19 protein-coding genes are annotated in these 22,703 nt (G+C 71.8%); 8 read left to right on the plus strand and 11 right to left on the minus strand.

From position 1 onward, the window contains the following. The coding region (locus ACFYYN_RS06310; protein WP_500544869.1) for a serine/threonine kinase C-terminal domain-containing protein at positions 1-871 on the plus strand (871 nt) is incomplete at its 5' end. Here the strand turns inward: ACFYYN_RS06310 and ACFYYN_RS06315 are convergent. After that, positions 868-1,848 (minus strand): hypothetical protein, encoded by a 981-nt coding sequence (locus ACFYYN_RS06315; RefSeq protein ID WP_500544870.1) that lies wholly within the window; start codon positions 1,846-1,848, stop codon positions 868-870. The two genes, ACFYYN_RS06310 and ACFYYN_RS06315, sit on opposite strands and share 4 nt — an antisense overlap. Before the next feature lie 649 nt (positions 1,849-2,497). Between ACFYYN_RS06315 and ACFYYN_RS06320 the strand changes: the two genes are divergently transcribed. The 3 genes from ACFYYN_RS06320 to ACFYYN_RS06330 all read left to right on the plus strand — a co-directional run bounded on the left by ACFYYN_RS06320 (position 2,498) and on the right by ACFYYN_RS06330 (position 5,483). After that, a complete protein-coding gene (locus ACFYYN_RS06320) occupies positions 2,498-3,151 on the plus strand; it encodes a DUF4232 domain-containing protein (protein ID WP_500544871.1) in 654 nt (217 codons plus the stop codon). 608 nt (positions 3,152-3,759) lie between these two features. Next, positions 3,760-4,710, plus strand: coding sequence for a helix-turn-helix domain-containing protein (locus tag ACFYYN_RS06325; protein ID WP_500544872.1), 951 nt, complete (start codon positions 3,760-3,762; stop codon positions 4,708-4,710). Further along, the gene (locus tag ACFYYN_RS06330) at positions 4,707-5,483 is read left to right on the plus strand and encodes a GNAT family N-acetyltransferase (protein ID WP_500544873.1); all 777 of its coding nucleotides are present in this window, start codon (positions 4,707-4,709) and stop codon (positions 5,481-5,483) included. The genes ACFYYN_RS06325 and ACFYYN_RS06330 overlap by 4 nt, the downstream gene beginning before the upstream one ends. Before the next feature lie 73 nt (positions 5,484-5,556). Here ACFYYN_RS06330 and ACFYYN_RS06335 read toward each other — a convergent pair whose 3' ends face one another. The 9 genes from ACFYYN_RS06335 to ACFYYN_RS06375 form a co-directional block, all read right to left on the minus strand. Then, on the minus strand, positions 5,557-6,141 hold the full coding sequence (locus ACFYYN_RS06335) for a Pvc16 family protein (protein WP_500544874.1): 585 nt from the start codon (positions 6,139-6,141) through the stop codon (positions 5,557-5,559). A gap of 210 nt (positions 6,142-6,351) precedes the next feature. Next, positions 6,352-6,942 (minus strand): hypothetical protein, encoded by a 591-nt coding sequence (locus ACFYYN_RS06340; protein WP_500544875.1) that lies wholly within the window; start codon positions 6,940-6,942, stop codon positions 6,352-6,354. A 137-nt stretch (positions 6,943-7,079) separates the two neighbouring features. Then, positions 7,080-10,022 (minus strand): AfsR/SARP family transcriptional regulator, encoded by a 2,943-nt coding sequence (locus ACFYYN_RS06345; protein ID WP_500544876.1) that lies wholly within the window; start codon positions 10,020-10,022, stop codon positions 7,080-7,082. Between the two features lie 80 nt (positions 10,023-10,102). Further along, positions 10,103-10,951 (minus strand): GNAT family N-acetyltransferase, encoded by an 849-nt coding sequence (locus ACFYYN_RS06350; RefSeq protein ID WP_500544877.1) that lies wholly within the window; start codon positions 10,949-10,951, stop codon positions 10,103-10,105. Positions 10,952-11,184: 233 nt separating this feature from the next. Continuing rightward, positions 11,185-11,574: a putative quinol monooxygenase gene (locus tag ACFYYN_RS06355; RefSeq protein WP_500544879.1), complete on the minus strand. Its 390-nt coding sequence runs from the start codon at positions 11,572-11,574 to the stop codon at positions 11,185-11,187. Between the two features lie 168 nt (positions 11,575-11,742). Continuing rightward, positions 11,743-13,062, minus strand: coding sequence for an MFS transporter (locus ACFYYN_RS06360; RefSeq protein ID WP_500544880.1), 1,320 nt, complete (start codon positions 13,060-13,062; stop codon positions 11,743-11,745). Between the two features lie 28 nt (positions 13,063-13,090). Then, positions 13,091-14,677 carry a hydantoinase B/oxoprolinase family protein gene (locus ACFYYN_RS06365; RefSeq protein WP_500544881.1) on the minus strand — a complete coding sequence of 529 codons (1,587 nt, stop codon included), beginning with the start codon at positions 14,675-14,677 and terminating at the stop codon, positions 13,091-13,093. A 2-nt stretch (positions 14,678-14,679) separates the two neighbouring features. Further along, positions 14,680-16,686 carry a hydantoinase/oxoprolinase family protein gene (locus tag ACFYYN_RS06370; protein ID WP_500359775.1) on the minus strand — a complete coding sequence of 669 codons (2,007 nt, stop codon included), beginning with the start codon at positions 16,684-16,686 and terminating at the stop codon, positions 14,680-14,682. 25 nt (positions 16,687-16,711) lie between these two features. Further along, positions 16,712-17,302, minus strand: a complete 591-nt coding sequence (locus tag ACFYYN_RS06375; RefSeq protein ID WP_500329017.1) for a helix-turn-helix domain-containing protein — start codon at positions 17,300-17,302, stop codon at positions 16,712-16,714. A gap of 447 nt (positions 17,303-17,749) precedes the next feature. Between ACFYYN_RS06375 and ACFYYN_RS06380 the strand changes: the two genes are divergently transcribed. The 4 genes from ACFYYN_RS06380 to mctP all read left to right on the plus strand — a co-directional run bounded on the left by ACFYYN_RS06380 (position 17,750) and on the right by mctP (position 21,049). Then, positions 17,750-17,935, plus strand: coding sequence for a hypothetical protein (locus tag ACFYYN_RS06380; RefSeq protein ID WP_500544882.1), 186 nt, complete (start codon positions 17,750-17,752; stop codon positions 17,933-17,935). Between the two features lie 108 nt (positions 17,936-18,043). Continuing rightward, positions 18,044-18,865: a ricin-type beta-trefoil lectin domain protein gene (locus ACFYYN_RS06385; protein WP_500544883.1), complete on the plus strand. Its 822-nt coding sequence runs from the start codon at positions 18,044-18,046 to the stop codon at positions 18,863-18,865. A 307-nt stretch (positions 18,866-19,172) separates the two neighbouring features. Then, positions 19,173-19,433 (plus strand): DUF3311 domain-containing protein, encoded by a 261-nt coding sequence (locus ACFYYN_RS06390; protein WP_500544884.1) that lies wholly within the window; start codon positions 19,173-19,175, stop codon positions 19,431-19,433. Beyond that, positions 19,430-21,049, plus strand: coding sequence for a monocarboxylate uptake permease MctP (mctP, locus tag ACFYYN_RS06395; RefSeq protein WP_500544885.1), 1,620 nt, complete (start codon positions 19,430-19,432; stop codon positions 21,047-21,049). Before ACFYYN_RS06390 ends, mctP begins: the two co-directional genes overlap by 4 nt. Positions 21,050-21,163: 114 nt before the next feature. Here the strand turns inward: mctP and ACFYYN_RS06400 are convergent, their stop codons facing one another. Next, on the minus strand, positions 21,164-22,630 hold the full coding sequence (locus ACFYYN_RS06400; protein WP_500544886.1) for an MFS transporter: 1,467 nt from the start codon (positions 22,628-22,630) through the stop codon (positions 21,164-21,166). Positions 22,631-22,703: the final 73 nt, after the last annotated feature.

The following is a 22,703-nucleotide window of genomic DNA, read 5'->3' on the forward strand; positions in this document are numbered from 1 at the left end:
CATCGCGGGGTTGCTGGTGCGGGAGCCGGAGCGGCGTCTGTCGGCGGCGGAGGCCGAGCGGATGCTGCGGGCGGGCGCCGCCGAGACCGAGACCGAGACCGAGACCGCGAACGTGTCGCGGGACGGCCTCGCATCCCCGGTCGGGCAGGCCCCTGGCGTGCGCCCCCGGAGCAACGGCACCACGACCGCGCCCGTCCGCTTGCCGCGCCCCCGGCGCCGCCGCGCCCCGTTGTGGACCTCCGCCGCCCTGGTGCCCGTCCTCGCGGGCGGGGTCGTGTACGCCGTGCCGCACTTCGGCGACCGGCACCACGGCACGGCGACCTCGCCCTCGTCCCCGCCCGCGGTGACCACGCCGGGCACGCCCTCCGCCTCCGCCGCGGCCGGCCCTTCCGCGTCGGCGGCACCCTCGTACGCACCGCCCCCCGTTTCGGACGGTTACCACCTCGTCGAGGAGCGGGACCGCGGCTTCTCCGTCCCCGTGCCGGACGGCTGGAAGCGCCAGGTGAGCGACGGCGGGCGGCAGTTCGTCTACGTCGACCCCACGGGGCTGGTGGGCCTGCGGGTCGCCGCGCTCGACTTCGCGGGCCCCAGCCCGCTGCAGCACTTCGAGGACGTCGAGGAGCAGATGGTCCCCGACCTGGAGGGCTACGAGCGGCTGCGGATGCAGAGCACCCGGTGGCGCGGGAGGCCCGCCGCCGTATGGGAGTTCACCTTCAAGGGGACGGCCCGGGACTTCCGGGCCGTCGACCTCGGCTTCGGGCAGCCCGGGGAAAAGGAGTTCACCGTCTACCTCTCCGCTCCGTCGGACCGTTGGGGCTCCTACCGGGCGGTCTTCGACAACGCGGTCGCCGGACTCCGCCTCGACGACTAGGTGCGCTGTGCGGGGTCGCCGGCTTCGGCCGCCCCGGCCGGTACCGAGGGGGCGGTGTCCGCGAGGGTGCGCAGGTGCGGCCGGCGGTCGCGGCGGAGGTCCCCGGCGACGAGGGCGACGACCGCCGCGGAACCCACGAACTCCAGCAGGCTCTGGGACGTGTCCACGAGGGACTGCGGCACCGTGCCCGCCGCGTGCGCCCACAACTCCGTGAGCGCCGACGGCATCATGAACAGCGACAGACCCACGGAGAAGCCGGTCGCGACGGGGCGGCGCCGGGCGGCGAGGAACATGCCGGCCCCGCACAGCACCGTCAGGCAGGCCCACTGGTACGGGGCGGAAACGCCGAGGACCGCCCGCCCGGTGCCCTTGCCGACGAGCAATTCGCCGAGCGTGCCGGGGCCCACCTCGAAGGCCGTCACCGCGTTCCGGCCGATGTAGAAGACGTTGAGCACCGCCAGCAGCAGGCCGGAGGTCGTGGCCGTGACCTTCACCGGGCGGATCCCGCCACCGGAGACCGCGTCCGCGGCGGAGGCCCCGTACTCCATCTGCCGCGCCAGGACCAGGAGCCCGCCGAGGACGAGGGCCAGCACCACGGCGACGGCGGCGGTGCCGCCGACGGCGCTCACCGACGCGCCCTTGAGCGTGCCGAACCACGGGTCGGAGGGCGAGTCGAGCAGGAAGTACCAGACCGCGGGCAGCCGGAAGCCGAGCGTCACCGCGCACGCGGTCACCAGCAGACCGCCGGCGCCCCGGGTCTGATGGAACGTCGCCAGCCCGGCGCCCAGTTGCAGCGCCGCCAGGCCGAGGTCCAACGAGGACGTCGCCGACAGGCCGGGCGCGTCACCGGCCGTCCACAGCGCCCATGCACCCGGCAGGCCGCGCACGACGACGTCGCGCACGAGCCAGATCGCCGTCTGGGCGAACAGCGCGAGGCTCAGCACGGCCATGGTGACGCGCACCTGATGGAACGACACGCGCGGATGGTTCACGGTGTGCGGTCTCCTTCGACCTCGGACGGCGGTTGACGCACCAGGGACCGCGCGGCACGGCGATGCGCGAGGCACAGGGGGCGGCGGGCCATCAGCATGACAAAGCGTCAGACGCGATGGCCAACACCCCTGAGATTTCGGCACATCCCTTCCATCGCCGGGCGCGGATCTTCCATTCGGCCGTGCCGGGAAGCCCGGTCGGGCGGGACCCGCGTCAACCGGCCAAGGACGATTCGTCAACGCACAGTCGACGAGGTGTGAACACCCACCGGGTTGACTGATGAGAGCGACAGCACACCACGAACGAAGACGACGGAACGGACACATGGTGGACGTCAAGGACTTCCGAGCACGCCGTGGAAGCGCCGGCAGGCGGATCTATTTCCCGCGCGCCGGCGGCACCGGCTGAGTGCATGCGCATCTATTTGGGTGCCGGGAATTTCTGCGGTGTCATCGGTCGGTAACCGATCACGGATGAGGTCGTCACAGGGCCCCCGCGTGCCTGGTCCGGTGCCGGGTGAACGGTCAGAGTGAGGGACATGGCGGGGAGGGACCTCGCCGGCGTCAAGAAATTGGGGTTATTCCGATGCAGGTTTCGACTGTCCGCCGAGCCGTTCCCGTTCTCGCTCTGGTCGTGGCCGGTTTCGCCGTGACGGCGTGCGGACCGGATACGAAGGACGCTTCCGGAGCCGGCTCCTCCCCGTCCTCCGCGGCGGCGCCCTCCGGGATCACGTCACCGGCCCGCGGAAATTCGGGCGACGCCGGTTCGGACGGGGAGGACCGGGATTCCGAGGCCGGGTCGTCCGACCGTTCCGCGGGACAGGATTCCGTCGCCGATTCCGGCTCGGGGCGTGAGGGCGGAGCACAGCGGTGCGCGTCCTCGCAGCTCTCGGTTTCCATCGGGGACAAGGACTCCGGCGCCGGCACGACGCATTTCCAGCTGGTCTTCCGGAACACGGGCAGGGTGGCGTGCACGCTCACGGGCTTCCCCGGGGTGTCCTTCCATGGGCGTGACGGCGGGCAGGTGGGCAATGCCGCGGAACGCACCACGGGGACGCCGGTCGCCACGGTGACCCTGGACCCGGACGCCCGCGCCGTCGTCGACGCGCAGGCGCCGAACGGGCAGGCCGGGTACTCCGACGACGCGTGCGCGCTGCGGAGCGTCAACTACCTCGGCGTGTTCCCGCCCGGTTCGAAGGACCAGATCAACGTGGCGTGGAAGGCCTCGCAGTGCAGCGGCCGGGGCGCGGGCGGGTTGAAGGTCGGCCCGGTCCGGCCCGCCCGCTGACCCGCGCGTCCCGGGGGAGTCCGGCCACCGGGCCGGCGGCCGGACTCCCCCAGGCGGTCCGGGGCCGTGACGCATGGAAGCGGAGCGCCGGTCCCACGCTCCACACGGACGCCGATCTGGCACGGTCGTGCTATTCGGTGAGCGGTGCCGTCGGAAATAATGCCGACGAGCAGCCGTCGACGCGCCCGTGGCGTGTCGTACGAGCTGTGCCCGCCCCCGCCGTGCGGTGTTGCCGTCGGCTGACGCGCACTCCCGGCGCCGGGCGCACCCGGACGTGAACGACCTCGCGGGCAATGAGGCCCGTCTCGGTGACAACCTTGTCAGAGGTGCCGGAGCGCGCTGTGGCCCTCTTGGGCACGGGGCGCCCTGGTGCGGCGTCCGCATCGTTCGGGAATCGGCTGAGGTGCTCGGCATCCCTTTGCGGGTGTGCCGACCGGGTGGCCGATCGGGGGTGAACAACATCAATTCAGGTTTCACGTCGATCGCTCAACGCGTTCTGCGGCGGGTGACGGGGCGATCGCGGGAGGATACGGGTGGAAGGTCAGCGGACGGCGGGCTCGGTGAACCCATGGCCGGTTCACGACAGCGCGATAAAGTACCGGGAGAGAATGAGCCTCACGGCCGAACAGGCACAAGTTTCTGAGCGCCATTTCACGCAATGGGAGCGGGGTCCGTTCTCCCACCTCATACGCCTGGCCGTTCCTCGTCCCGCCGTTCACCGCGGTTTTCGATTCGCCGCGAACGGGCACCTCATCGACGGCCTGCTCTCCGCGCAGGTGTACTGCGATTCGCTGACCGGGGTATCGGGCAACAACCACGACCGTGATCCGATCGTGGCCGATCTGGTGACCTCGGGATGGATCGAGTTCCTGGGCGGGAAGAAAAGGCATGCGGTCAGGCCCGGGCAGATCTGCATACGCGACACCAAGTCCTCCTGGGAGTTCTCCTGCTCGCCGGCGACGACCGCGCACGTCATATCGATCCCGCGGCACCTCGTCGTTCCGCGCCTCGGATCGCTCAAGGCGCTCGGCGACGCGTACGTGTCGGACGTCGACGTCCCCGAGGTCCGGTTCTTCGTCAACTTCCTTGAAACGATCAAGAGGAGCAGCGGCGAACTGGAGGGTTCGGTCGCCGCGCAGCGGATGGCCAGGGACGCCCTGGCCACCCTGTTCTCCCGGATCATCTCGGAGCGCCCCGGTCCTGGGCTGGACGACCACCCCAGGGCCGTCGTGGTCGCCGCCAAGAACGTCATAGAGAAGCACCTGGAGAGCGGTGACCTGTCCCCTCCGATGGTCGCCCGGAGCGTCGGGGTGTCCCTGCGGACGCTGCACCGGTGCTTCTCGGCGTCGGACGACTCCGTCATGGCGTTCGCCCGGCGGAGGCGGCTGCAGAGGGCGCACGACGAGCTCATGAACGTGGGCGGCGCGGCCGGGATGTCGGAGATCGCGGCGCGTTGGCACTTCTCGGACGCCAGTCACTTCATCAGGCACTTCAAATCGTTCTACGGGGCCACTCCGGCCGCCTACTTGAGAGACCAGAGAAAGGTCGGTCCGTCATGACCCGAGTCCAGGACCCGCTCGCGCCGGTCGCATCCGCCTACACCGACGTCGTGGAGGGACTGGCCGGCGCGGCCACCGGACGCACCCGCAGGGGTGCGGGCGGCACCCTGCTGGCCGTCACCGGGGCGCCGGTCGCCTCGCTGAACGGCATCCTCGCCCCGGCGCTGGAACCGGACGCGGAAGAGATGGCCGCGCTGGCGGCCTCCGAGCCGTGGGACGTCCCCTGGAGCATCTACGTGCGCGGGGTACCCGGAGCCGAGGTCACCGAGGTGGCGGCACGGCACGGGCTGACCCGGTTCGACCGCACACCGCTCATGATCAGGAACGCAGCCGAGGGAATGCCGCCGGAGCCCGTCGACGGGTCCCTGACCGTCCGCGCGCTGGGCGGCGGCGAACTCGGCCTGTACGCCGAGGTGATGGCGGAAGGCTTCGAGGCACCGTACGAGTTCTTCGGCATGTTCGCCGATCCGGCCGTAGCCCGCATCGAGGGGTTCACCTGCTACCTGGCCGAGGTGGACGGCGTTCCGGTGGGGACGGGGCTGGGAGCCGTGTCCGGCGGTCTGACGGGGATCTTCAACATCTCCACGCTCCCGGAGTACCGGCGCCGCGGCTACGGGAGGGCCGTCACCATGGAGATCGTGCGTGCGGGCCATGCCGCGGGTGCCACCACCGCGTACCTCTACGCGAGCAGCATGGGCGAATCCGTGTACGCCTCGGCCGGCTTCCGCACCGAGGAGCAGCTGACCATGATCTCGGCCCCGCCGCAGGCGTGACGACCGGTGCGGCCCGGCCCGGACGGCGTCCCGCGCCGCCGCGCCGGGCCGGGGCACCTGGAGTCCCCGCCCTTCACGGCCGCCGGGGGAAGTCGTGCACCATCGCCACCCTCGGCTCCAGGACCTGCCGCGGCACCGTGTGGTCCGTGTGGACCGCCACCGGCATGGTCACCACGACCTCCAGCGAGGGTTTGAGCTCCCCGCCGAGGGCGGACCGGGTGTCCGCGCTGGATCGGGGCTCGCCCTGCCGGGTACCGATCACGAGGGGAACGGTCAGGCCGAGGTCCGCCAGAGCTCCTTCGAGGTACCCGGCCGGCAGTGACTCGTGGGGGAGCAGGCAGGACAGGACAGCGGAAAGGAGCCGGTGCTCGTCCTCGGCGCGGTCGGCCCACGCCGTGAGCAGGTACGACAGCCGGAACCAGCGGGGCGGTCGCCGATGCGCGGTGAACGTGCCGGCGGGATCGCGCAGTGCCGCCGCACCGTGCACCCGAGCGGCCGTCTCCTCCCGCACGTCGTGGAGGTGCGCGTTCACGGTGGGAGCCTCGCGCCGGGTCGCCCAGGCGCGGGTGGGAGCGTCGAAGACGATGTCCGCGGTCCCGCCGGGCAGCGCCCGCGCGGACAGCAGGCGCCGCAGCGCCTCGTCGACCTCGTGGATCACCGGTGGGCTTCCGGGGTGCCGGCGCGTGCGCCCGCCGTGAGGCGGGGCCGTGGCCGCCGGGTGATCACCCCGGCCGCCCTTCCTGCCGTAGCTGCCGCACTTGTCATACCTGTCGTACCTGTCGCGTGTGCCGTCATCGTCGTTACCGTCCTGTCCCACGCGTTCCGGGCGCCGGGCCGGTGGGGGTCCGGCCCGGCGCCCGACCGGCCGTCAGTCCTTGCTGTCCTTGGCCTTCGTGCCGTCGGGGGCGACGGCGAACCAGGTGCCGCCGACGCCCTCGCCCTTGGTGTCCCCGGCCGCCGTGTCCTTGGAGAACTTGTAGACCGGCCAGCCCCCGATGGTCAGCTGATGCGTGCCGTCGGGCCTGGTGACCGCGGAGATCGTGGTGCTGTCCAGCCCCTTGAAGGTGATCTCGTCGTTGACGAGGACGGGCGGCCAGGTGACCGCGCAGGCGTCGACGCAGGTCGCCTTCGAGGGATGGGCGGAGTCCGGGTCGAAGCGGTAGAGCGTCCTGCCCTCACCGTCCACCACGGTGCTGCCGAGACCGTCGTTGTGGCCGAGCTGCACGGTGGCGGGCCAGTAGCCCCCCGACGGGTTGGTCGCCCCGGCCCCCTGGCCGCCGGAGGCGCCGTTCCCGGTACCGCCGTTCGCGGCACCGCCGGATCCGGCGTCCTGCGAGGCGGCGGCGGGTGCGGCGGGAGCCTGGGACGCGGATCCGCCGTCGGGGTCACCGCATCCGGCGAGCAGCAGGACACCTCCGAGTGCTGCGGCCATGCCGAGCGATGCGTAGGAACGCGACATTGCTTCTTCCCTTGCTGTGTTCGTACGAGCAGGTGCACACGGCACGCGGGGGCGCACCGCCCACGGGGCGCTGCCGTGCCACCGACAGACAACCGAACGGGCATCCACGTTCCATGGACGTCGCGTTGACGATCCGTTCACGGGCGACCCGGCGCGGCTCCCGGGGGCGGCCGGGGAGGCGGGACCTCACCGCCCCCGTCCAACTCCTTGATCCTGGTCCGGATGTCGTCGCCCCGCCCGTGGCCCATCGCGTCGAAGACGTCCAGGGCGTCGCACCAGGCGTCCCGCGCGTCCGCCGGCCGGCCCATGCTCAGGTAGGTGTCGCCGAGCCGGCCGAGGGTGTCGGCACTGCCGTACAGGACGCCGATCGCGCGGTAGCGGGAGAGGGCTTCCCGGTAGGCGGACACGGCCTTCTCGTGCTGGCCCAGTCGATGGTGGGCGTAGCCGATGCTGTCGTGGGTGTCCGCCGAGCCGCACACGTCACCGACCGCGTCGTGCAGGGGCACGGCCTCCCGGCAGTGGACCAGGGCCTGGTCGTACTGTCCGAGCAGGGCGTGGTACCAGCCGACCGCGTTGAGCGAGCGTGCCGTCGTCACGGCGTCGCCGCTTCCTCGGCTCAATTCCAGCGCCCGTGAGGCGTGGTCCAGCGCGCCGCGTACGTCGCCCAGGCGCTCGGCCAGCCATCCGGCCTGGCGGTAGGCGTTCCCGGCGGTGGCGGCGTCCCCGGTGCGGACGAACAGCTCCACCGAGCGCGCCATGTGCGCACGGGCCTCCTCCATGCGGCCGAGCGTCGCCGTCGCCCGGGCGAGCCCCAGGAGGGTGTGCGCCTCGGCGAGCAGGTCCCCCAGGCGGCGCGTGGCGCCCAGGGCCGCCCGGTGGGTCTCCTCTATCTCGTGCCATCCGAACCGGCGGTCCAGGTAGGGCCTGACGGCCCAGGCGAGTCGCCACGCGTGCGTGTCGAAGGACCGGTCGGAGGCCAGGCCGACGCAGGCGACCAGCGCGGCGTGCTCGGCGTCGAACCATCGTCGTGCCGCTTCGCCGCCGCCCCCGCGGGCGAACTCCTCGACGTACGCGCCCGGCGACGCCGGGGGTATGCCGATGTCGTCCCGGCCCGAGGTGAAGAGCCGCCTCGCGTGGCCGGCGCTGTGCAGGTAGTGGTCCAGCAGCCTGCGGCGCCCCGCGTCCTGCTCGTCCTCCGTCTCCGTCGAGTCGAGCAGTTCGGATGCGTACGCGCCCAACAGGTCGTGCGAGACGAACCGGCCGGGGCTGCGCTCGTCCACGAGGTGGGCCTGGAGCAGTTCGTCCAGCAACCGGCGCGTGTGCGCCATGGAGAACCCGCCGAGGCTCGCCGCGGCACCCGCCCCGGCGTCGGGGCCGGGATGGAGCGCGAGCATCCGGAACAGCCGCGCGGCATCGGCGCCGAGGGCGCGGTAGGAGCAGGCGAAGGCGGCGCGGACGTCGGCCGCGGCGTCGCCGCTGCGGAAGGCGTCGAGGTCACCGGCGCTGCCGTGCAGTTCCGCCGCGATGACCGACAGCGGCATGGCCGGGCGGGTCACCGCACGGCCGGCGGTGATCGCCAGCGCCAGCGGCAGTCGGCAGCACATCGCGACGATGTCCGCGACCGCCTCGGGCTCGGCCGCCGTCCTGGTACCTCCGAGACGACGTGTCAGGAGGCTGTGCCCCTCCGACGCCGACAGCACGTCCAGGGGGATCGGCCGGGCACCGTCGACGGCCACCAGGCCGGCCATCTGGTCGCGGCTGGTCACGATCACCAGGCATCCGGGCGCCCCCGGCAGCAGGGGCCGGACCTGGGCGGCGTCGCGCGCGTTGTCCAGGAGCAGCAGCACGCGCTTGCCGGCGAGCCAGGTGCGGTGCAGGGCCGCCAGCGCGTCGACATCCTGCGGCTCGCTCCCGACGGTGGCACCCAGGGCGTCCAGCACCGTGCGCAGGGCCTGTTCCGGGCCGAGCGGAGGACCCGCGTGGTCGAAGCCCCGCAGATTGAGGTAGATCTGCCCGTCGGGGAAGCCGTCGGCGACCTGCCGGGCCCAGTGGACGGCGAAGGCCGTCTTCCCGACGCCCGCCATGCCGGTGACGACGCTCACCGCCGCCGCCCCGCTTTCCGCCGGCAGGCCCGTCGCGGCCGACAGTTCGGCCTCCCGGCCGACGAACGTCGCGGGGCCCGCGGGCAATTGGGCCGGCGTGGCCGCCGCGGTGGGAACCTGCCCGCGGGCGGTGTCCACCTGATCCGTACGGGTCTGCTCCGTACGGGCCTGTTCCGTGCGGGCCTGGGCCGTACCCGTCCGGGCCGCCGGGGCGACGAGGTCGCCGTCCGCACGCAGCACGCGCTGGAACATCCGCTGGAGGCCCGGGCCGGGGTCGACGCCGAGCTCCTCCGCCAGCAGTTCCTGTCCCTCCCGGTAGGTGGCCAGGGCCGCCGCCTGCCGTCCCGACCGGTAGAGGGCGAGCATCAGCATCTCCCGGAACCGCTCGTCGAGCGGGTGCTCGCTCACGAGGCCGGTGAGCTTGCCGACCGCCTGCACGTGCGAACCGAGGTCGATCTCGGCCCGCATGAGCATCGCCTCGCCCGACAGCCGTTGCTCACCGAGCCTGTGCCGCTGGGAGTCCGCGTACGCGCCCCGGACTCCCGACAGGGCGGATCCCTGCCACAGCGCCAGGGCCGCACGTGCGTGCCCGGCCGCCTCCTTCGGGCTCCCCGCGTCGAGGGCGCGCTCCGTCCGGGTGAGCAGCTCCTGGAAGATCCCGAGGTCGAGTCCGTCCTGTGGCATGCGGAGCTGGTAGCCGCGCCCCACGGACTGGATCGTGGAGGACGCGCCCTCCCCGCCGGGGTCCAGTGCCCGGCGCAGCCGGTGCACGTAGGTGCGCAACGTGCCCAGCGCCGAAGCGGGCGCCCGCGTGCCCCACACCGCGTCGATCAGTTCGCCGGCCGAGACCTGGGCACCGTCGGCCAGCAGGAGCGCGGCCAGCACCGCCCGCTGCTGGGGCGGTCCCAGGTCGACCTCGTCCGCACCCCGCCATGCCCTGACCGGCCCCAGGACGGCATAACGCAACTGGTCCTTCAATGGTCTTCCTTCTGGGCATCCCTGATGCCACGCCGTGTGCGGCGGGCCGCCCGCGCCGTGGCCGGCCCGCGCGAACCGCCTTACGCGCCGGTCGGTCGCCAGGTCCAGCTCGGCCGCTGGTAGGCGATCCCGAAGCCGTACCGCAGCATGTTCCGGTAGGAGGGGTTCGGGTCTTCCGGGGTCGAGGGCCCGGTCTCCACGACGAGCCACTCGCAGCCCGCCTCGCGGGCCGCCAGGGCCCGGGCGTGGATGAGGGCCCCCTGCGCCCCGAGGTTGCGCGCCTGCGGCAGGGTCCCTCCCGCGAAGAGGGAGGCCACCCGGCCGTGGATGCGGAGGTTGCCTCCCGCGACGATCTTCCCCTCGCCGTCCCTCACACCGAAGGGACGCCATGAGGGATGCCCTGCCGTGGCGACGGCCGCGGTCGGGAAGCACCGTCCGCCGATCCCCATCGCGGTGGCGACCGTACGTGCCCACTCCGCGGCGTGCTGCGGTCGTACGACCTCCACGGACAGGCCGTCACCCAGGCGGAGGGAGCGGCCGGCGGCGATGACGTCCTCCACCGGAGCGGCGAACTTGACCACTCCCGCGCCGCCCTGCAGCGCGAACTTCTCGGCGATCCGGTCCCAGTCCGCCGGCAGCACGGAGGGCGCGAACTGGAGAACGGCCAGGCCGGGCCGGTGAGCCGTGTAGAAGTCGAGCACGTCGGCGACGAGGCCCGCGGTGACCGGTGTCCCGAAGCCGAACCCGAGCGCCCTGCTCCAGAACCTGTCGGGGTCGTCACCGACCGACAGGCAGACGCCTCCGTGGAGCCGTGCCGCCGCCATGGCCAGGTCGACGCGGTCCTGGCCGGACACCAGACCCTCGAACTCGAACACCTCCTCCGCCTCCGCCGACTCCAGGAGGGGAAGGACGTCGCTCGGAAACCTCATGGAACCCCCGTGATGCGCCGCTCGCCCCGTGCCGCCCCCGCGCCCGCCCGGACCGTCCCGCGGTGCGCGGGGCCGCCCGGCGAGGGCGTGTCCGAGGGCAGGCCGAGGTGTCCGCGACCTGGGCGAAGTCTTCAGGCCCCAGTTTTCCCGGCCGTCGCGGTGATGAATAGAACGGACGTGCCATGTTCGCCTCGCCGTGCACACCTTTTGGCGTGGGGAGCTCCTCGGCCGCCTCACACGACGGTGGTGACGACCGCGTGACGGTCCCTCAGGAGCGGGATGACGCGCTCCAGGGCGAGGTCGCGGAAGTGGGGGCTGTCGCGGTGGGCCTGGAGGGCCGCCCGGTCCTCGTAGCGCTCGACCAGCACGATGTCCCCGTCGTCGGTCCCGTCCGGGTGGAAGACCTGGTAACCCAGGCAGCCCGGTTCGTCCCGGGAGGCCCGTACCAGTGCCGTGAGCGTGGCGAGGACGGTGTCGCGGCTGCCGGGCCCGGGGCTCCACCGGGCGATCACGACGACCTGGCCCGGCTGGGCGTCGGTCAGCGGCCACGTCGCCTCGGGGGTGTCGTTCATCGGCTCGGTGCTCCCGTCGTCCGCGGCGTCGGTGGCGCGCACACCGGCCACCCAGGGGCATGGTGGCACCCGTCCACGGGGAGGCCGGTGCGCTGGGGGGCGTGTCCCCTCCCCTTCGCCCGGAGGCCGGACGGCTATTCGAGTCCGGCCAACCTCGGACCCGACCCGGCACGCCGGGGCCGGCCCGCCCGAAGCGGGCCGGCCCCGGACCCGGCTGCCTCAGACGGCGGCCCCGGCCGGCTGCCGGGGGGACTCACGCAGTGCGCTCTCACGCTTGGGCAGGGCGACGCAGGCCAGCGCGGTCAGCAGCGAGACCGCCGCGGTGAAGAGCGCGACGGGCCAGGAGGAACCGCCCAGTGACAGGAGGTAGGTGGCGACCATCGGGCCGAAGCCGCCACCGACCGCGGCGGCCAGGTGGTAGCAGAGGCTGCTTCCCGTGTAGCGGACCTCCCGCGCGAACAACTCCGCCACCTCGCCGGCGAGTACGCCGTACCCGGACCCGATGAAGACCATCGCCCCGCCCACCGCCACGTAGAGCAGGGCCGGCTCACGCGTCTGCATCAGCGCGAAGGCCGGGAACGCCCAGACGAGCAGCGCGGACGTCGAGATGACGGCCACCCGGCGAGCCGTGATGCGACGGGCCGCGAGGACGCCCCCGTAGATGAAGGCTCCCTGGACGACGGCCGCGATCAGGTTCGCGGGGAGCGCGATCGAGGCCGGCATGGACAGCGTCGTCGTGGCGTAGCTGAGGACGAACGAGGTGAGCAGGTAGTAGGTGAGGAAGACCCCGGAGAAGGCGAGCGTGCCGATGAGGACCTGCCGGGACCCGCTCCTGAGGACCTGGAAGAACGGCACCCGGGCCCGCTCCTGCCGCTCCGCCGCCGTGGCGTACTCGCGGGTCTCGGACACCTTCACACGGATGTACAGGCCGACCGGGACGAGCAGCGCCGACGCCAGGAAGGGTATGCGCCATGCCCAGTCCCGGAGTTGCGCCGTCCCGACGGAGGTGCTCAGCACGGTGAAGACGGTCGTCGCGAGCAGCAGACCGCCGGGGCTTCCCAGCTGTGCGAAGGAACCGTAGAGCGTCTTCTTCCGCTCGGGGGCGTTCTCCGTGGCGATGAGCACGGCCCCCGCCCATTCGCCGCCGACCGCGAGGCCCTGCATGAGCCGGAGGACGATGAGGAGGATCGGGGCCGCCACGCCGATGGCGGCGTAGGTGGGCAGCAGGCCGATGAGGAAGGTCGCGCTCCCCATCGCCAGGAGCGTCACCACCAGCGTGCTCTTCCTGCCGAAGCGGTCACCGAAGTGGCCGAACACGACGGCCCCCAGGGGACGTACGAAGAAGCCGACCGCCAGCGTCATGAACGACAGGAGTTTTCCGACCAGGGGGTCTTCCGAGGGGAAGAACACGTCGTTGAAGACCAGTGCCGTCGCGGTGCCGTAGATGAAGTAGTCGTACCACTCGATGGCCGTGCCCACGAACGAGGCGGCGGCTATGCGGAGCGGGGACGTGGTCGAGTGGGTCGCGCTGGTGCTCATGAGTCACCTCTCGTCGGTGGCGCCATCGTCAGTGAGCCGATCCGTAGCCGCCGCCACCGCCGGTGCGGACGGTGATCCTGTCTCCGCGGTTGAGGATCTCCTGGTACGTGCAGTCGAGGACCTCGACGCTGCCGTCGGCCCGCTCGATCGTGAAGTTGCCCGTGCCGCCCTGGTCGCCGCCCTTGATCCCGGCGGCTCCGACCGTGTGCCGGTCCGCGTACCCGGCGACCGAGACTCCGTCGGTGGTCGCCACGTAGGTGCGGCTGATGCCGCGTCCGCCGCTGTGGGCGCCGGCCCCACCGGAGTCGTCCACCAGCGCGTACTCCTCGATCCGGAAGTGGTCGAAGTCCGTCTCCAGGGCCTCGACGGGAGCGTTGGCGCAGTTGGAGATGGGGTTGTCCAGAGCGTCGGGCCCGTCGTGATCGGCGCACGCGCCCCAGCCGCCGCCGAGGATCTCCAGTGACACCTGGTAGCCGTCGGTGCCACGCTTGCTGACCGCGATCGCCGTGGTGGTGTCGAATCCGGTCGCCACGGCACGCTCGGGCAAGGCCTGTCCGAGCGCCCGGACGACCGCGTTGAAGACCCGGGAGGCCGGCGTCAGCCGCGCGCGTACGGCGGCCGGTGGCCGCGGATTGAGTACGGAGCCGTAGGGGGCCGACACGGTGATCGGACGGTTGCAGCCCTCGTTGAAGCCGATGTCGGGCGAGTCCAGCATGCATCGGACGGCCGACTGGACGGCTGAGACGGTCGACGCCATCGGGCAGTTGACGTTGCCGAGGATCTGTTCGGAACTGCCGCCGAAGTCGACGGAGATCTCGGTGCCCGAGACGGTGACCTCGGCCTCCACCCGGGCCTGGCCGGCTCCCCACGGGGTGGCGTCGAACGTCTCCACGGCGCGGTAGACGCCGTCCGGGATGAGGCCGATGGCCGCACGGACCCGCTTCTCCGCGTAGTCCTTGACGTCCGTCATCGCCTGGAGCACCTCGTCCCGGCCGTGCCGTCGAACGAGATCGGTCAGCCGCCGGGCCGCCGTGCCGCTCGCGGCGAACTGCGCCTGAAGGTCCCCGATCACCGCATCGGGGACCCGTACGTTGGCCGCGATGATCTGGCGGACGAAGCCGTTCGGATCGTCGAAGTCCCGCGAGATTGAGAAGCGGGAGAGCGGCAGCCGCAGCCCCTCCTGGTACAGCTCCGTGGCGTGCGCCGAGAGTCCGGCGTGCGAGCCTCCGATGTCGACGTGATGCGCGGTCGAGGCACCGAAGCCGATGAGTTCCCCGTCGACGAAGACGGGGGTCAGCAGGTAGATGTCCTGGAGGTGCTGGCCGCCGTGGTACGGATCGTTCATCAGCAGCGCGTCGTCCTCCGTCAGGTCTGCGAGGTCGATGCGCCGGGAGATTCCCTGCAGGGCGAGCGCGATGCCCGCGGTCATGATCGGTATGCACTCGGCCTGGGCCACGACCTCGCCCTTGGCGTCGGTCAGGGCCACGGAGAAGTCACGTGCCTCACGGACGATGGACGAGATGGCCGATCGGCGCAGGTTGACCGCCATCTCGCGGCCGATGGCATCCAGACCGGTCTTGATGACGCTCAGCTGGCTGGGGGGGGGGAGATGCATGGTCAGTTCCGTTCCAGGAGGAGGTTGGTGTGGGCGTCCACGGATGCCGACCAGCCCGTCGGGACGAACGTCGTGGAGGTGCCGTCCTCGATGACGGCAGGGCCGATCTGCCTGCCGCCGACCGGCAGGCTGCGCCGGGAGCGGAAGACGGCGTCCACGACGGCGCCGTTCTCGGTGACCGGGTGGGTGCTGACGGGCAGCTCCGCGTCGATGTCCACCCGGGGCAGCACCAGTGGCGGCCGCGGTCGGGTCACGGTGAGCCGCACCGTGACCACCTGGACGGGACGGTCGCTCTCCGCGTGGCCGTACCGGCGGGCGTGCACCTTGTGGAAGTGCCCCACCAGCCCGTCGACCGTCGTCGACGGCCCGTCGGGCAGGTCGACCGGTACCTCGAAGCCCTGCCCGCCGTACCGCATGTCGGCGGCGAAGGAGAAGCCCGCGTCGTCCAGGGCGACACCCTGGGCCCCGAGTTGCTCCTCGGCCGTGGCGCGCAGACCGTCCATCACCGGCCGCAGGCATTCCTCCCCCAGTGCGGCCGCGTCGCTCAGGTACGTCTGGGAGAACTCCCTGCGGAATCCCGCCGTCAGCAGGCCGTAGGCCGACGCCAGGCCGGCGTGCGGCGGAACGATCACCCGGGTCATCCCCAGGTCCTCGGCCACGGTTGCGGCGTGCAGCGGTCCCGCACCGCCGTAGGCGACAAGGGTGTAGGACTTGACGTCGTGACCGCGCTCGGTCGTGGTGACCCGGATGGCTCCGGCCATTGCCACGCTCGTCAGCAGGTAGACGTCCTCGGCGATCTGCTCCACCGTCCGGCCCAGCCGCTCCGCCAGGGGAGCGAGGGCCTCCCGGGCGGCCGAGGTGTGCAGGGTGTGGCGTCCGCCGAGGAAGGTCTCGGGGCGGAGCAGCCCCCGCACCGCGTTGGCGTCGGTGACGGTGGGCCGGGTGCCACCCCTGCCGTAGCACACCGGTCCCGGGTCGGCACCGGCCGATCGGGGGCCGACCGTCAGCAGACCACCGCTGTCGACGTCCACCAGGCTGCCGCCGCCCGCTCCGACGGCTGTGATGTCGACCATCGGCACCCTGACCGGAAGCCCGTCGGCGAGCACCTCGGTGGTGAGTTCCGTCCGTCCCTCGTGGACGACGGCGACGTCCGTGCTGGTGCCGCCCATGTCCATGGTCACGATGTTGCGGACGCCGGCGTTCTCGGCGACGGCTATGGCGCCGGCCACGCCGGCCGCCGGCCCGGACCGCAGCATGCTCAGCGGGGCCGACGCCGCCGCGCGGGCCGGGACCATGCCGCCGTTCGACTGCATGACGTGCAGCTCGGCGACGCCGCCTTCGTGGGCCGAAGCTTCCAGATCCGCCAGGTAGCGCTGGATGCGGGGGCGCAGGAACGCGTCGATCGTCGTGGTCGTGGTGCGCTCGTACTCCCGGAACTCACGTGCGCAGGAGCTGGAGAGGGACACCACCAGGCCGGGGAACTCCGCCGCGGCCAGCTCCGCGATCCGCTCCTCGTGCGCCGGTTCGGCGTAGGAGTGCAGCAGGCTGACCGCGACCGCGTCGGCCCCGCGTTCCGTGAGGTCCGCGAGCGCGGCACGCACGCTGTCCTCGTCGAGCGGCTGGAGAACGGCACCGGAGCGGTCGAGGCGCTCCGACACCTCCGCGACCAGTTCGCGGGGCACCAGCGGGGCCGGCTTGCGGTAGGCGAGGTCGTACATGCTGGAACGGTCCTGGCGCTGCAGCTCCAGCAGGTCGCGGAAGCCCCGGGTCACGATGAGCCCGACCCGTGCGCCCTTCCGTTCGATCAGCGCGTTGGTCGCGACGGTCGATCCGTGGAGGAGCACCGCGTGGTCTCGCAGGGCGGGATCGAGGTTCCGCAGACCGGTGGTCACCGCCCGGTCAGGATGGGAGGGGGTGGAGAAGACCTTGTCGGTCGCGCGGAGGACCCCGTTGTCGTCCAGCACCACGAGATCGGTAAATGTGCCGCCGCATTCGACGCCGATGCGCATGTTGTGTCCTCGCTGATGGTTGAGGTCAGTAACTGGGCGGTGCTATCGCCCACAAGACCGTGGCTGTTGCGTTTCCGACCTCTCGGACGCGATGGGGTTCGCTGCTCGAGTAGGTGATCGAATCGAGTGCGGACAACCGGTGGACGGCCTCGGCGACCGTCACCTCGACTTCGCCGGAGATCACGAGCAGCAGTTCCTCCGAGTCGCCGTGGCTGTACGGTTCGACGCCTGTCGAGCCGCCCGCCTCGAATACCCCGATGAAGGCTTCGAGGTGGTTGAAGTGCTTCGGGGTGAGCCGGAGCTTGCGCCCGTCGACCCCGAAGGAGAATCCCTGCTGATCGGTGAATCTGGTGACCGCCGGCCTGTTGTCCCAGGAAGCGGTGAAGAGATCACCCACCTCGAGCCCCAGCACCTTCGCGATCTTCTGCAAGGTCGCGATGCTTCCCGAGTGGACGCCCCGCTCGAGCTGTGACACGAAGCCTTCCGACAGGCCGGCCGCTTCCGCCACGTTCCGCAGCGTCAGCCGGAGAGCCAGCCGCCGTTGCCTGAGCCGAGCACCGATGTGATCGGCCTCCATGTCCTGCTTGGCGGTCGATGACTCCGGGGACTTGACCATGACCCTCCGATCGTTGAGGTGAAATTACATACGGCTGAGCCCGTGCACAAGAGCCTTGTGGAATTGCCTCAGATCTCTGAGGTGAGCTCAAGGTGCGCCCACCGCCGCGAGGTTGGCGCTGGTCAGCGGTTTCGCCGACGAGTCGGTCGTTGATCCACGGCGACGCCAGGATGGCACGCGGGTTCTATCGACCGACGGTGCGCTCGGGGATAGTGGGAGCGGCTGTCGCCGACGGGTCGGCCCTGCCCTGCCCCGGACGTGGTGCGGCCGTTCGGCCGGGGTGGATTCCCGGGTCGGGACGGGCGCCGGCGGGGAAAGGCCGTGCGGGCGCCGGCACCTCGGTCCGGTGCGCCTCGTCGTCGCCTGCCGCGCGTGCGGCCGGCCGCGGCCTCCGCTTCCGGATCGCGCGGTGAAGCCCTCTCACCCCCCGGATGTTGGAAGGATTCGATGGCAGCCTCTCCTGACGAGCCGACGGCTGCGGACGACGAGGCGGGGGCCGTGCGCCGCCGCGGCCCGTCGCCGTTGCCCCGGCGGACGCGGAGGACGAACGCGATCGCCGAGGCCGACGCCACCCGGAGCCAGGACCCCCCGGACTGGACCACGCACAGGACCGAGACGCTGCGCGCCAGGTAGGCCGCCGCCCTTCCGGTCGAACCCGAGGACACGTCCGGAGGGTCGCCGTCCGGCTATGCGGACGGATTCGCGGCCGGGCTCGCCTTCGCCTCGTACCCCGAGGTGCCTGTGGCCGAGGGCGGTCCGACGCCCGGAGCCGAACCGCACGGGGACGCCGGCCGGGAGGGGACCGCGCTCGCGGCCCCCCGTACCCGCGGGCCCCGGCAGCTGCTGCTGGCGGGCGCCTGCCTGGTGGCCGGCCTGCTGCTGTGCGTCCCCTTCCTGTTGCGGGGTTCGGACCCCGGCGAGGGCGGTTCGGCGGCCGCTCCCCGCCCCGGCTCCGTGCCGGGCACCGGGTCCTCCTCGGTCGGCACCGTCCCGGCGAGCCCGCTCGTCGTGACGCGGCCGTCCCCGGGACGGGCTCCGGGGCAGTCGTCCGCGGGCGATGCCGCGGGCGATGCCGAGAGCGAACTCCCGCCGTCCCCTCGGGATCCCGAACCCGGTGAGGCCGCTCCCGGGGCGGAGAGCGGCGAGGTTCCCGACTCCGCGAGACCCTCCTCCTCCGAGGTGGCTCCCGGTGTGGCGATACGCAGTCACGCTTCCCGAAGGTGCATCGACGGCGGCTCCGTGGAGGGCGCGCCGCTGAGGCTCCGGGACTGCACGGTCAGCGCCGGACAGTCATGGCGGATCGTGCCGGAGGACAGGAGCATCAGGATCTCGGGCACGTGCATGGACGTCGCGGGCGGATCAACGGCCGACGGTGCGGCCGTCCGACTGGCCGACTGCAGCGGCGCCGCATCCCAGAGGTTCCGGCTCAACCCCGCCCACGACCTGGTCAACCTCCAGGCCCACAAGTGTGTCGAGGCCACGGACCCGTACGGAGGCAACGGCACGGCGCTGCGGCTGTGGACCTGCACGGGCGCGGACAACCAGAAGTGGAGTTCGGGCTGATCCCTCGGCCCGCGGGTCACGCCGAGGGGGAGGGGGCGGCGGCACGCATGATCAATGGAATTGTCTCCCTCGTTCAATGAAGTCCAGGTGGGAGGCACTACGTTTGAAAGTGACACCCCGCGTGCCGCTTCCACGTGTCCGGCCCCTCGTACGGCCGTCGGCCCCCGGCATTCTTCGTGGCGACGAAGCCGCCGCAGGTGTCCGGGGGACGCGTGAAATTCCGCTCCCGTGCCGCATCGCATGACGACCGGGTGCTTTTCGTCCCCCGCGCGTATTCCTGACGTGCTGAAAGTCTGAGGAGAATGCAGTGTCCGAACAGCGGACCGACGGCCCGGCACGGCCGCCGGTGGTGACCACCACACGTGTGATCGCCGGTGTCTGCCTCGTCATCCCCTTCGTCGCCATGCTCTGGGTCGGCTCGTACGCGAGGCTGACGCCGGAGTTCGTCGGCATCCCCTTCTTCTACTGGTACCAGGTGCTGTGGGTGTTCCTGTCCTCCGGGCTGACGTACGCCGCGTACGTCATGGTCCGTCGTGAGGAGCGGGCACGGAAGGAGGCCGCGAAGTGAAGGACGGGGTCAACGGCGTCGCGCTCGGCGTCTTCATCTTCTTCTTCGTGGCCGTCACGGTCCTGGGCTTCCTGGCGGCGCGCTGGCGCAGGGCGGAGAACGCGCTGCACCTGGACGAGTGGGGCCTGGGGGGCCGCAGCTTCGGCGGCTGGATCACGTGGTTCCTGCTCGGCGGTGACGTCTATACGGCTTACACGTTCGTGGCGGTGCCGGCGGCGGTCTACGCGGCGGGTGCGTCCGGCTTCTTCGCCGTGCCGTACACGATCCTGGTCTACCCGCTGATCTTCACCTTCCTGCCGCGGCTGTGGTCGGTGTCGCACAAGCACGGCTACGTCACCACCTCCGACTTCGTGCGCGGGCGGTTCGGCTCCAAGGGCCTGTCTCTGGCGGTGGCGGTCACCGGCATCCTGGCCACGATGCCCTACATCGCGCTGCAGCTGGTGGGCATCCAGGCCGTGCTGGACGTGATGGGCGTGGGCGGTGGCGGGTCGTCCAACTGGTTCGTCAAGGACCTGCCGCTGCTGATCGCCTTCGGTGTCCTGGCGGCCTACACCTACTCCTCCGGCCTGCGGGCACCGGCGCTGATCGCGTTCGTGAAGGACACGCTGATCTACATCGTCATCGCGGTGGCGATCATCTACATCCCGATCAAGCTGGGCGGCTTCGACGACATCTTCGCCAAGGCCGGCGACGCCTACTCCCAGGTCAACCCCGCCACCGGCAAGCCGCGCGGATCCCTGGCACCCGGCGACACCGCCCAATGGGCCTACGGCACCCTCGCACTGGGCTCGGCGCTCGCGCTGTTCATGTACCCGCACTCCATCACCGCCGTGCTCTCCAGCCGCAGCCGCGACGTCATCCGCCGCAACACCACCGTCCTGCCGCTCTACACCTTGATGCTGGGTCTCCTCGCAGCCCTCGGCTTCATGGCCATCGCCGCAGGCGTGCAGGTCGGCAACACCCAGCTGGCGATCCCACAGCTGTTCGAGAACATGTTCCCGTCCTGGTTCGCGGGCGTGGCCTTCGCCGCGATCGGCATCGGCGCGCTGGTGCCGGCGGCGATCATGTCCATCGCCGCGGCGAACCTGTTCACCCGCAACATCTACAAGGACTTCCTCAAACCGGACGCCACCCCCGCGCAGGAGACCCAGGTCTCCAAGGTGGTCTCGCTGCTGGTCAAGGTCGGTGCCCTGGTCTTCGTCCTCACCATGGACAAGACGGCGGCGATCAACTTCCAGCTGCTGGGCGGCATCTGGATCCTGCAGACCTTCCCGGCCCTGGTCGGCGGCCTGTTCACCCGCTGGTTCCACCGCTGGGCACTGCTGGCGGGCTGGGCCGTCGGCATGGTCTACGGCACCTGGGTGGCCTACGGCGTCGCCAGCCCCACCCAGAAGCACTTCGGCGGCTCCTCCGACACCATCCCCGTCATCGGCCAGATCGGCTACATCGGCCTGACCGCCTTCGTGCTCAACCTGGTGGTCACCGTCGTCGCCACCTTCGTCCTGCGGGCCCTGAAGGCCCCCGAGGGCGTGGACGAGACCAGCAAGGCCGACTTCACGGCCGACGCCGGCGACCCCGGCGTGCAGAAGGACCTGCCGGTGGGCGCCGGTCACTGACCGCCGCTCCGGCCACGATCACGGGCCGCCGCCCTGGGACGGGGCGGCGGCCCGTGATCGTGGCGGCTCCGGATGCCGCCGTCGTGGGCAGGAGCGGCTGCGGGCCGCTCGCCGTCAGGCCGGCGGAGGGGCGTCCCGTTCGCGCCGCGGCCGCAGTATCACCAGCGCGAGCACGAACGCCGCGGCCAGCAGGGCCGCGCCGGTGCCGAAGGCGAGGCGGAAGCCCGCGGTGAGGGCGGACGCGGCGCCGTGCCCGTCGGCGACGAGGGCGTGCGTCCGGGAGCCGGCAAGGGTGGACAGGACGGCGACGCCGAGGGCACCGCCCACCTGCTGGGTGGTGTTGAACAGGCCCGAGGCGACCCCCGCGTCCGCCGGCCCCGCGCCGGACATGCCGAGCACCGTCAGCGCGGAGACGGCGAGGCCGAAGCCGGCCGCCAGCAGCATCGTGGGCAGCAGGTCGGCGGCGTAACCGGCGTGGACCGGCAGCCGGGTGAGCAGACCGAGTGCCACCACGAGCAGGGCGAGCCCGGTGAGCAGGACGCGGCGCTCGCCGAAGCGTGCGCTCAGCCGGGCGGAGAGCAGCAGCGAGACGGTGCCGATGGACAGCGCGGCGGGCAGCATGGCAAGCCCCGTGGCGGCGGCACCGTACCCCTTGACGTTCTGCAGGTAGAGCGCCATGAGGATCTGGAAGCCGAAGAGGGCGGAGATCATCAGCACTTGGACGAGGTTGGCCCCCGAGACCTCGCGCGAGCGGAACATGCGCAGCGGCAGCAGCGGGGACGCGGCCGTCGACTGGCGGACCACGAAGGTTCCCAGGAGCGCCACGGCCAGGGCGGCGAGGCCGAGGGTGCGTGCGGAGGCCCAGCCGTGACCGCCGGTCTGGACGATCGTGTAGACGCCGGTCATCAGTCCCGTCGTGACCAGGAGTGCGCCGAGGGCGTCGGCGCCCCGGGCGGGGGGACGTGCCGGGTCGGGCTCCAGCACGCGCACCGCCAACAGCGCGGCCGCCAGCCCGATGGGCAGGTTGATGAAGAAGATCCAGTGCCAGCCGGCGGCCTGGGTGAGCACACCGCCGAGCACCTGGCCGATCGACGCCCCGGCGGCGCCGACGAAGCTGAACGCGCCGATGGCCCGGCCGCGTTCACGGGGTCCGGGGAAGAGCGTGACGAGCAGGCCGAGGCTGACGGCTGAGGTCATCGCGCCGCCGACGCCCTGGAGGAAGCGGGCGCCGATGAGCACGGCCTGCCCGGTGGCGAGGCCGCACAGGAGGGAGGCCCCGGTGAAGACGGCCAGCCCGGCGATGAACATCCGCTTGCGTCCGAGGAGGTCGCCGAGCCGGCCGGACAGCAGGAGCAGCCCGCCGAAGGCGATCATGTAGCCGTTGACGGCCCAGGTCAGGTCGGCGGAGGAGAAGTGCAGGTCACGCTGGATGGCGGGCAGTGCCACGGTGACGATGCTGCCGTCCAGGATGATCATCAGCATCCCGGCGCACAGGACCGCGAGGGCCAGTCCGCGGGATCGGTGGTCGGGGATGGCTCCCGTGGTCGCCGCCGCGGGCGAGAGCTGTGCGCGTAAGGGCATGGCGTCGTCTCCTGGTTGTCGGGGACCCAGGTAAGACGCTAGCAGATGGTTTTGTTGAAGACTATTTGTTTCG

Origin of the sequence: Streptomyces sp. NPDC001902 (assembly GCF_042891295.1) — a bacterium.
Taxonomy (GTDB): Bacteria; Actinomycetota; Actinomycetes; order Streptomycetales; family Streptomycetaceae; genus Actinacidiphila.

Bases quoted from the DNA above. Each gene is read 5' to 3' on its own strand.
- ACFYYN_RS06365 (WP_500544881.1), bottom strand. From the start codon at position 14,677: ATGCATCTCCCCCCCCCCAGCCAGCTGAGCGTCATCAAGACCGGTCTG.
- ACFYYN_RS06330 (WP_500544873.1), top strand. From the start codon at position 4,707: ATGACCCGAGTCCAGGACCCGCTCGCGCCGGTCGCATCCGCCTACACC.
- ACFYYN_RS06350 (WP_500544877.1), bottom strand. From the start codon at position 10,951: ATGAGGTTTCCGAGCGACGTCCTTCCCCTCCTGGAGTCGGCGGAGGCG.
- ACFYYN_RS06380 (WP_500544882.1), top strand. From the start codon at position 17,750: ATGGCAGCCTCTCCTGACGAGCCGACGGCTGCGGACGACGAGGCGGGG.
- ACFYYN_RS06340 (WP_500544875.1), bottom strand. From the start codon at position 6,942: ATGTCGCGTTCCTACGCATCGCTCGGCATGGCCGCAGCACTCGGAGGT.
- ACFYYN_RS06325 (WP_500544872.1), top strand. From the start codon at position 3,760: ATGAGCCTCACGGCCGAACAGGCACAAGTTTCTGAGCGCCATTTCACG.
- ACFYYN_RS06400 (WP_500544886.1), bottom strand. From the start codon at position 22,630: ATGCCCTTACGCGCACAGCTCTCGCCCGCGGCGGCGACCACGGGAGCC.
- ACFYYN_RS06370 (WP_500359775.1), bottom strand. From the start codon at position 16,686: ATGCGCATCGGCGTCGAATGCGGCGGCACATTTACCGATCTCGTGGTG.
- ACFYYN_RS06375 (WP_500329017.1), bottom strand. From the start codon at position 17,302: ATGGTCAAGTCCCCGGAGTCATCGACCGCCAAGCAGGACATGGAGGCC.
- ACFYYN_RS06360 (WP_500544880.1), bottom strand. From the start codon at position 13,062: ATGAGCACCAGCGCGACCCACTCGACCACGTCCCCGCTCCGCATAGCC.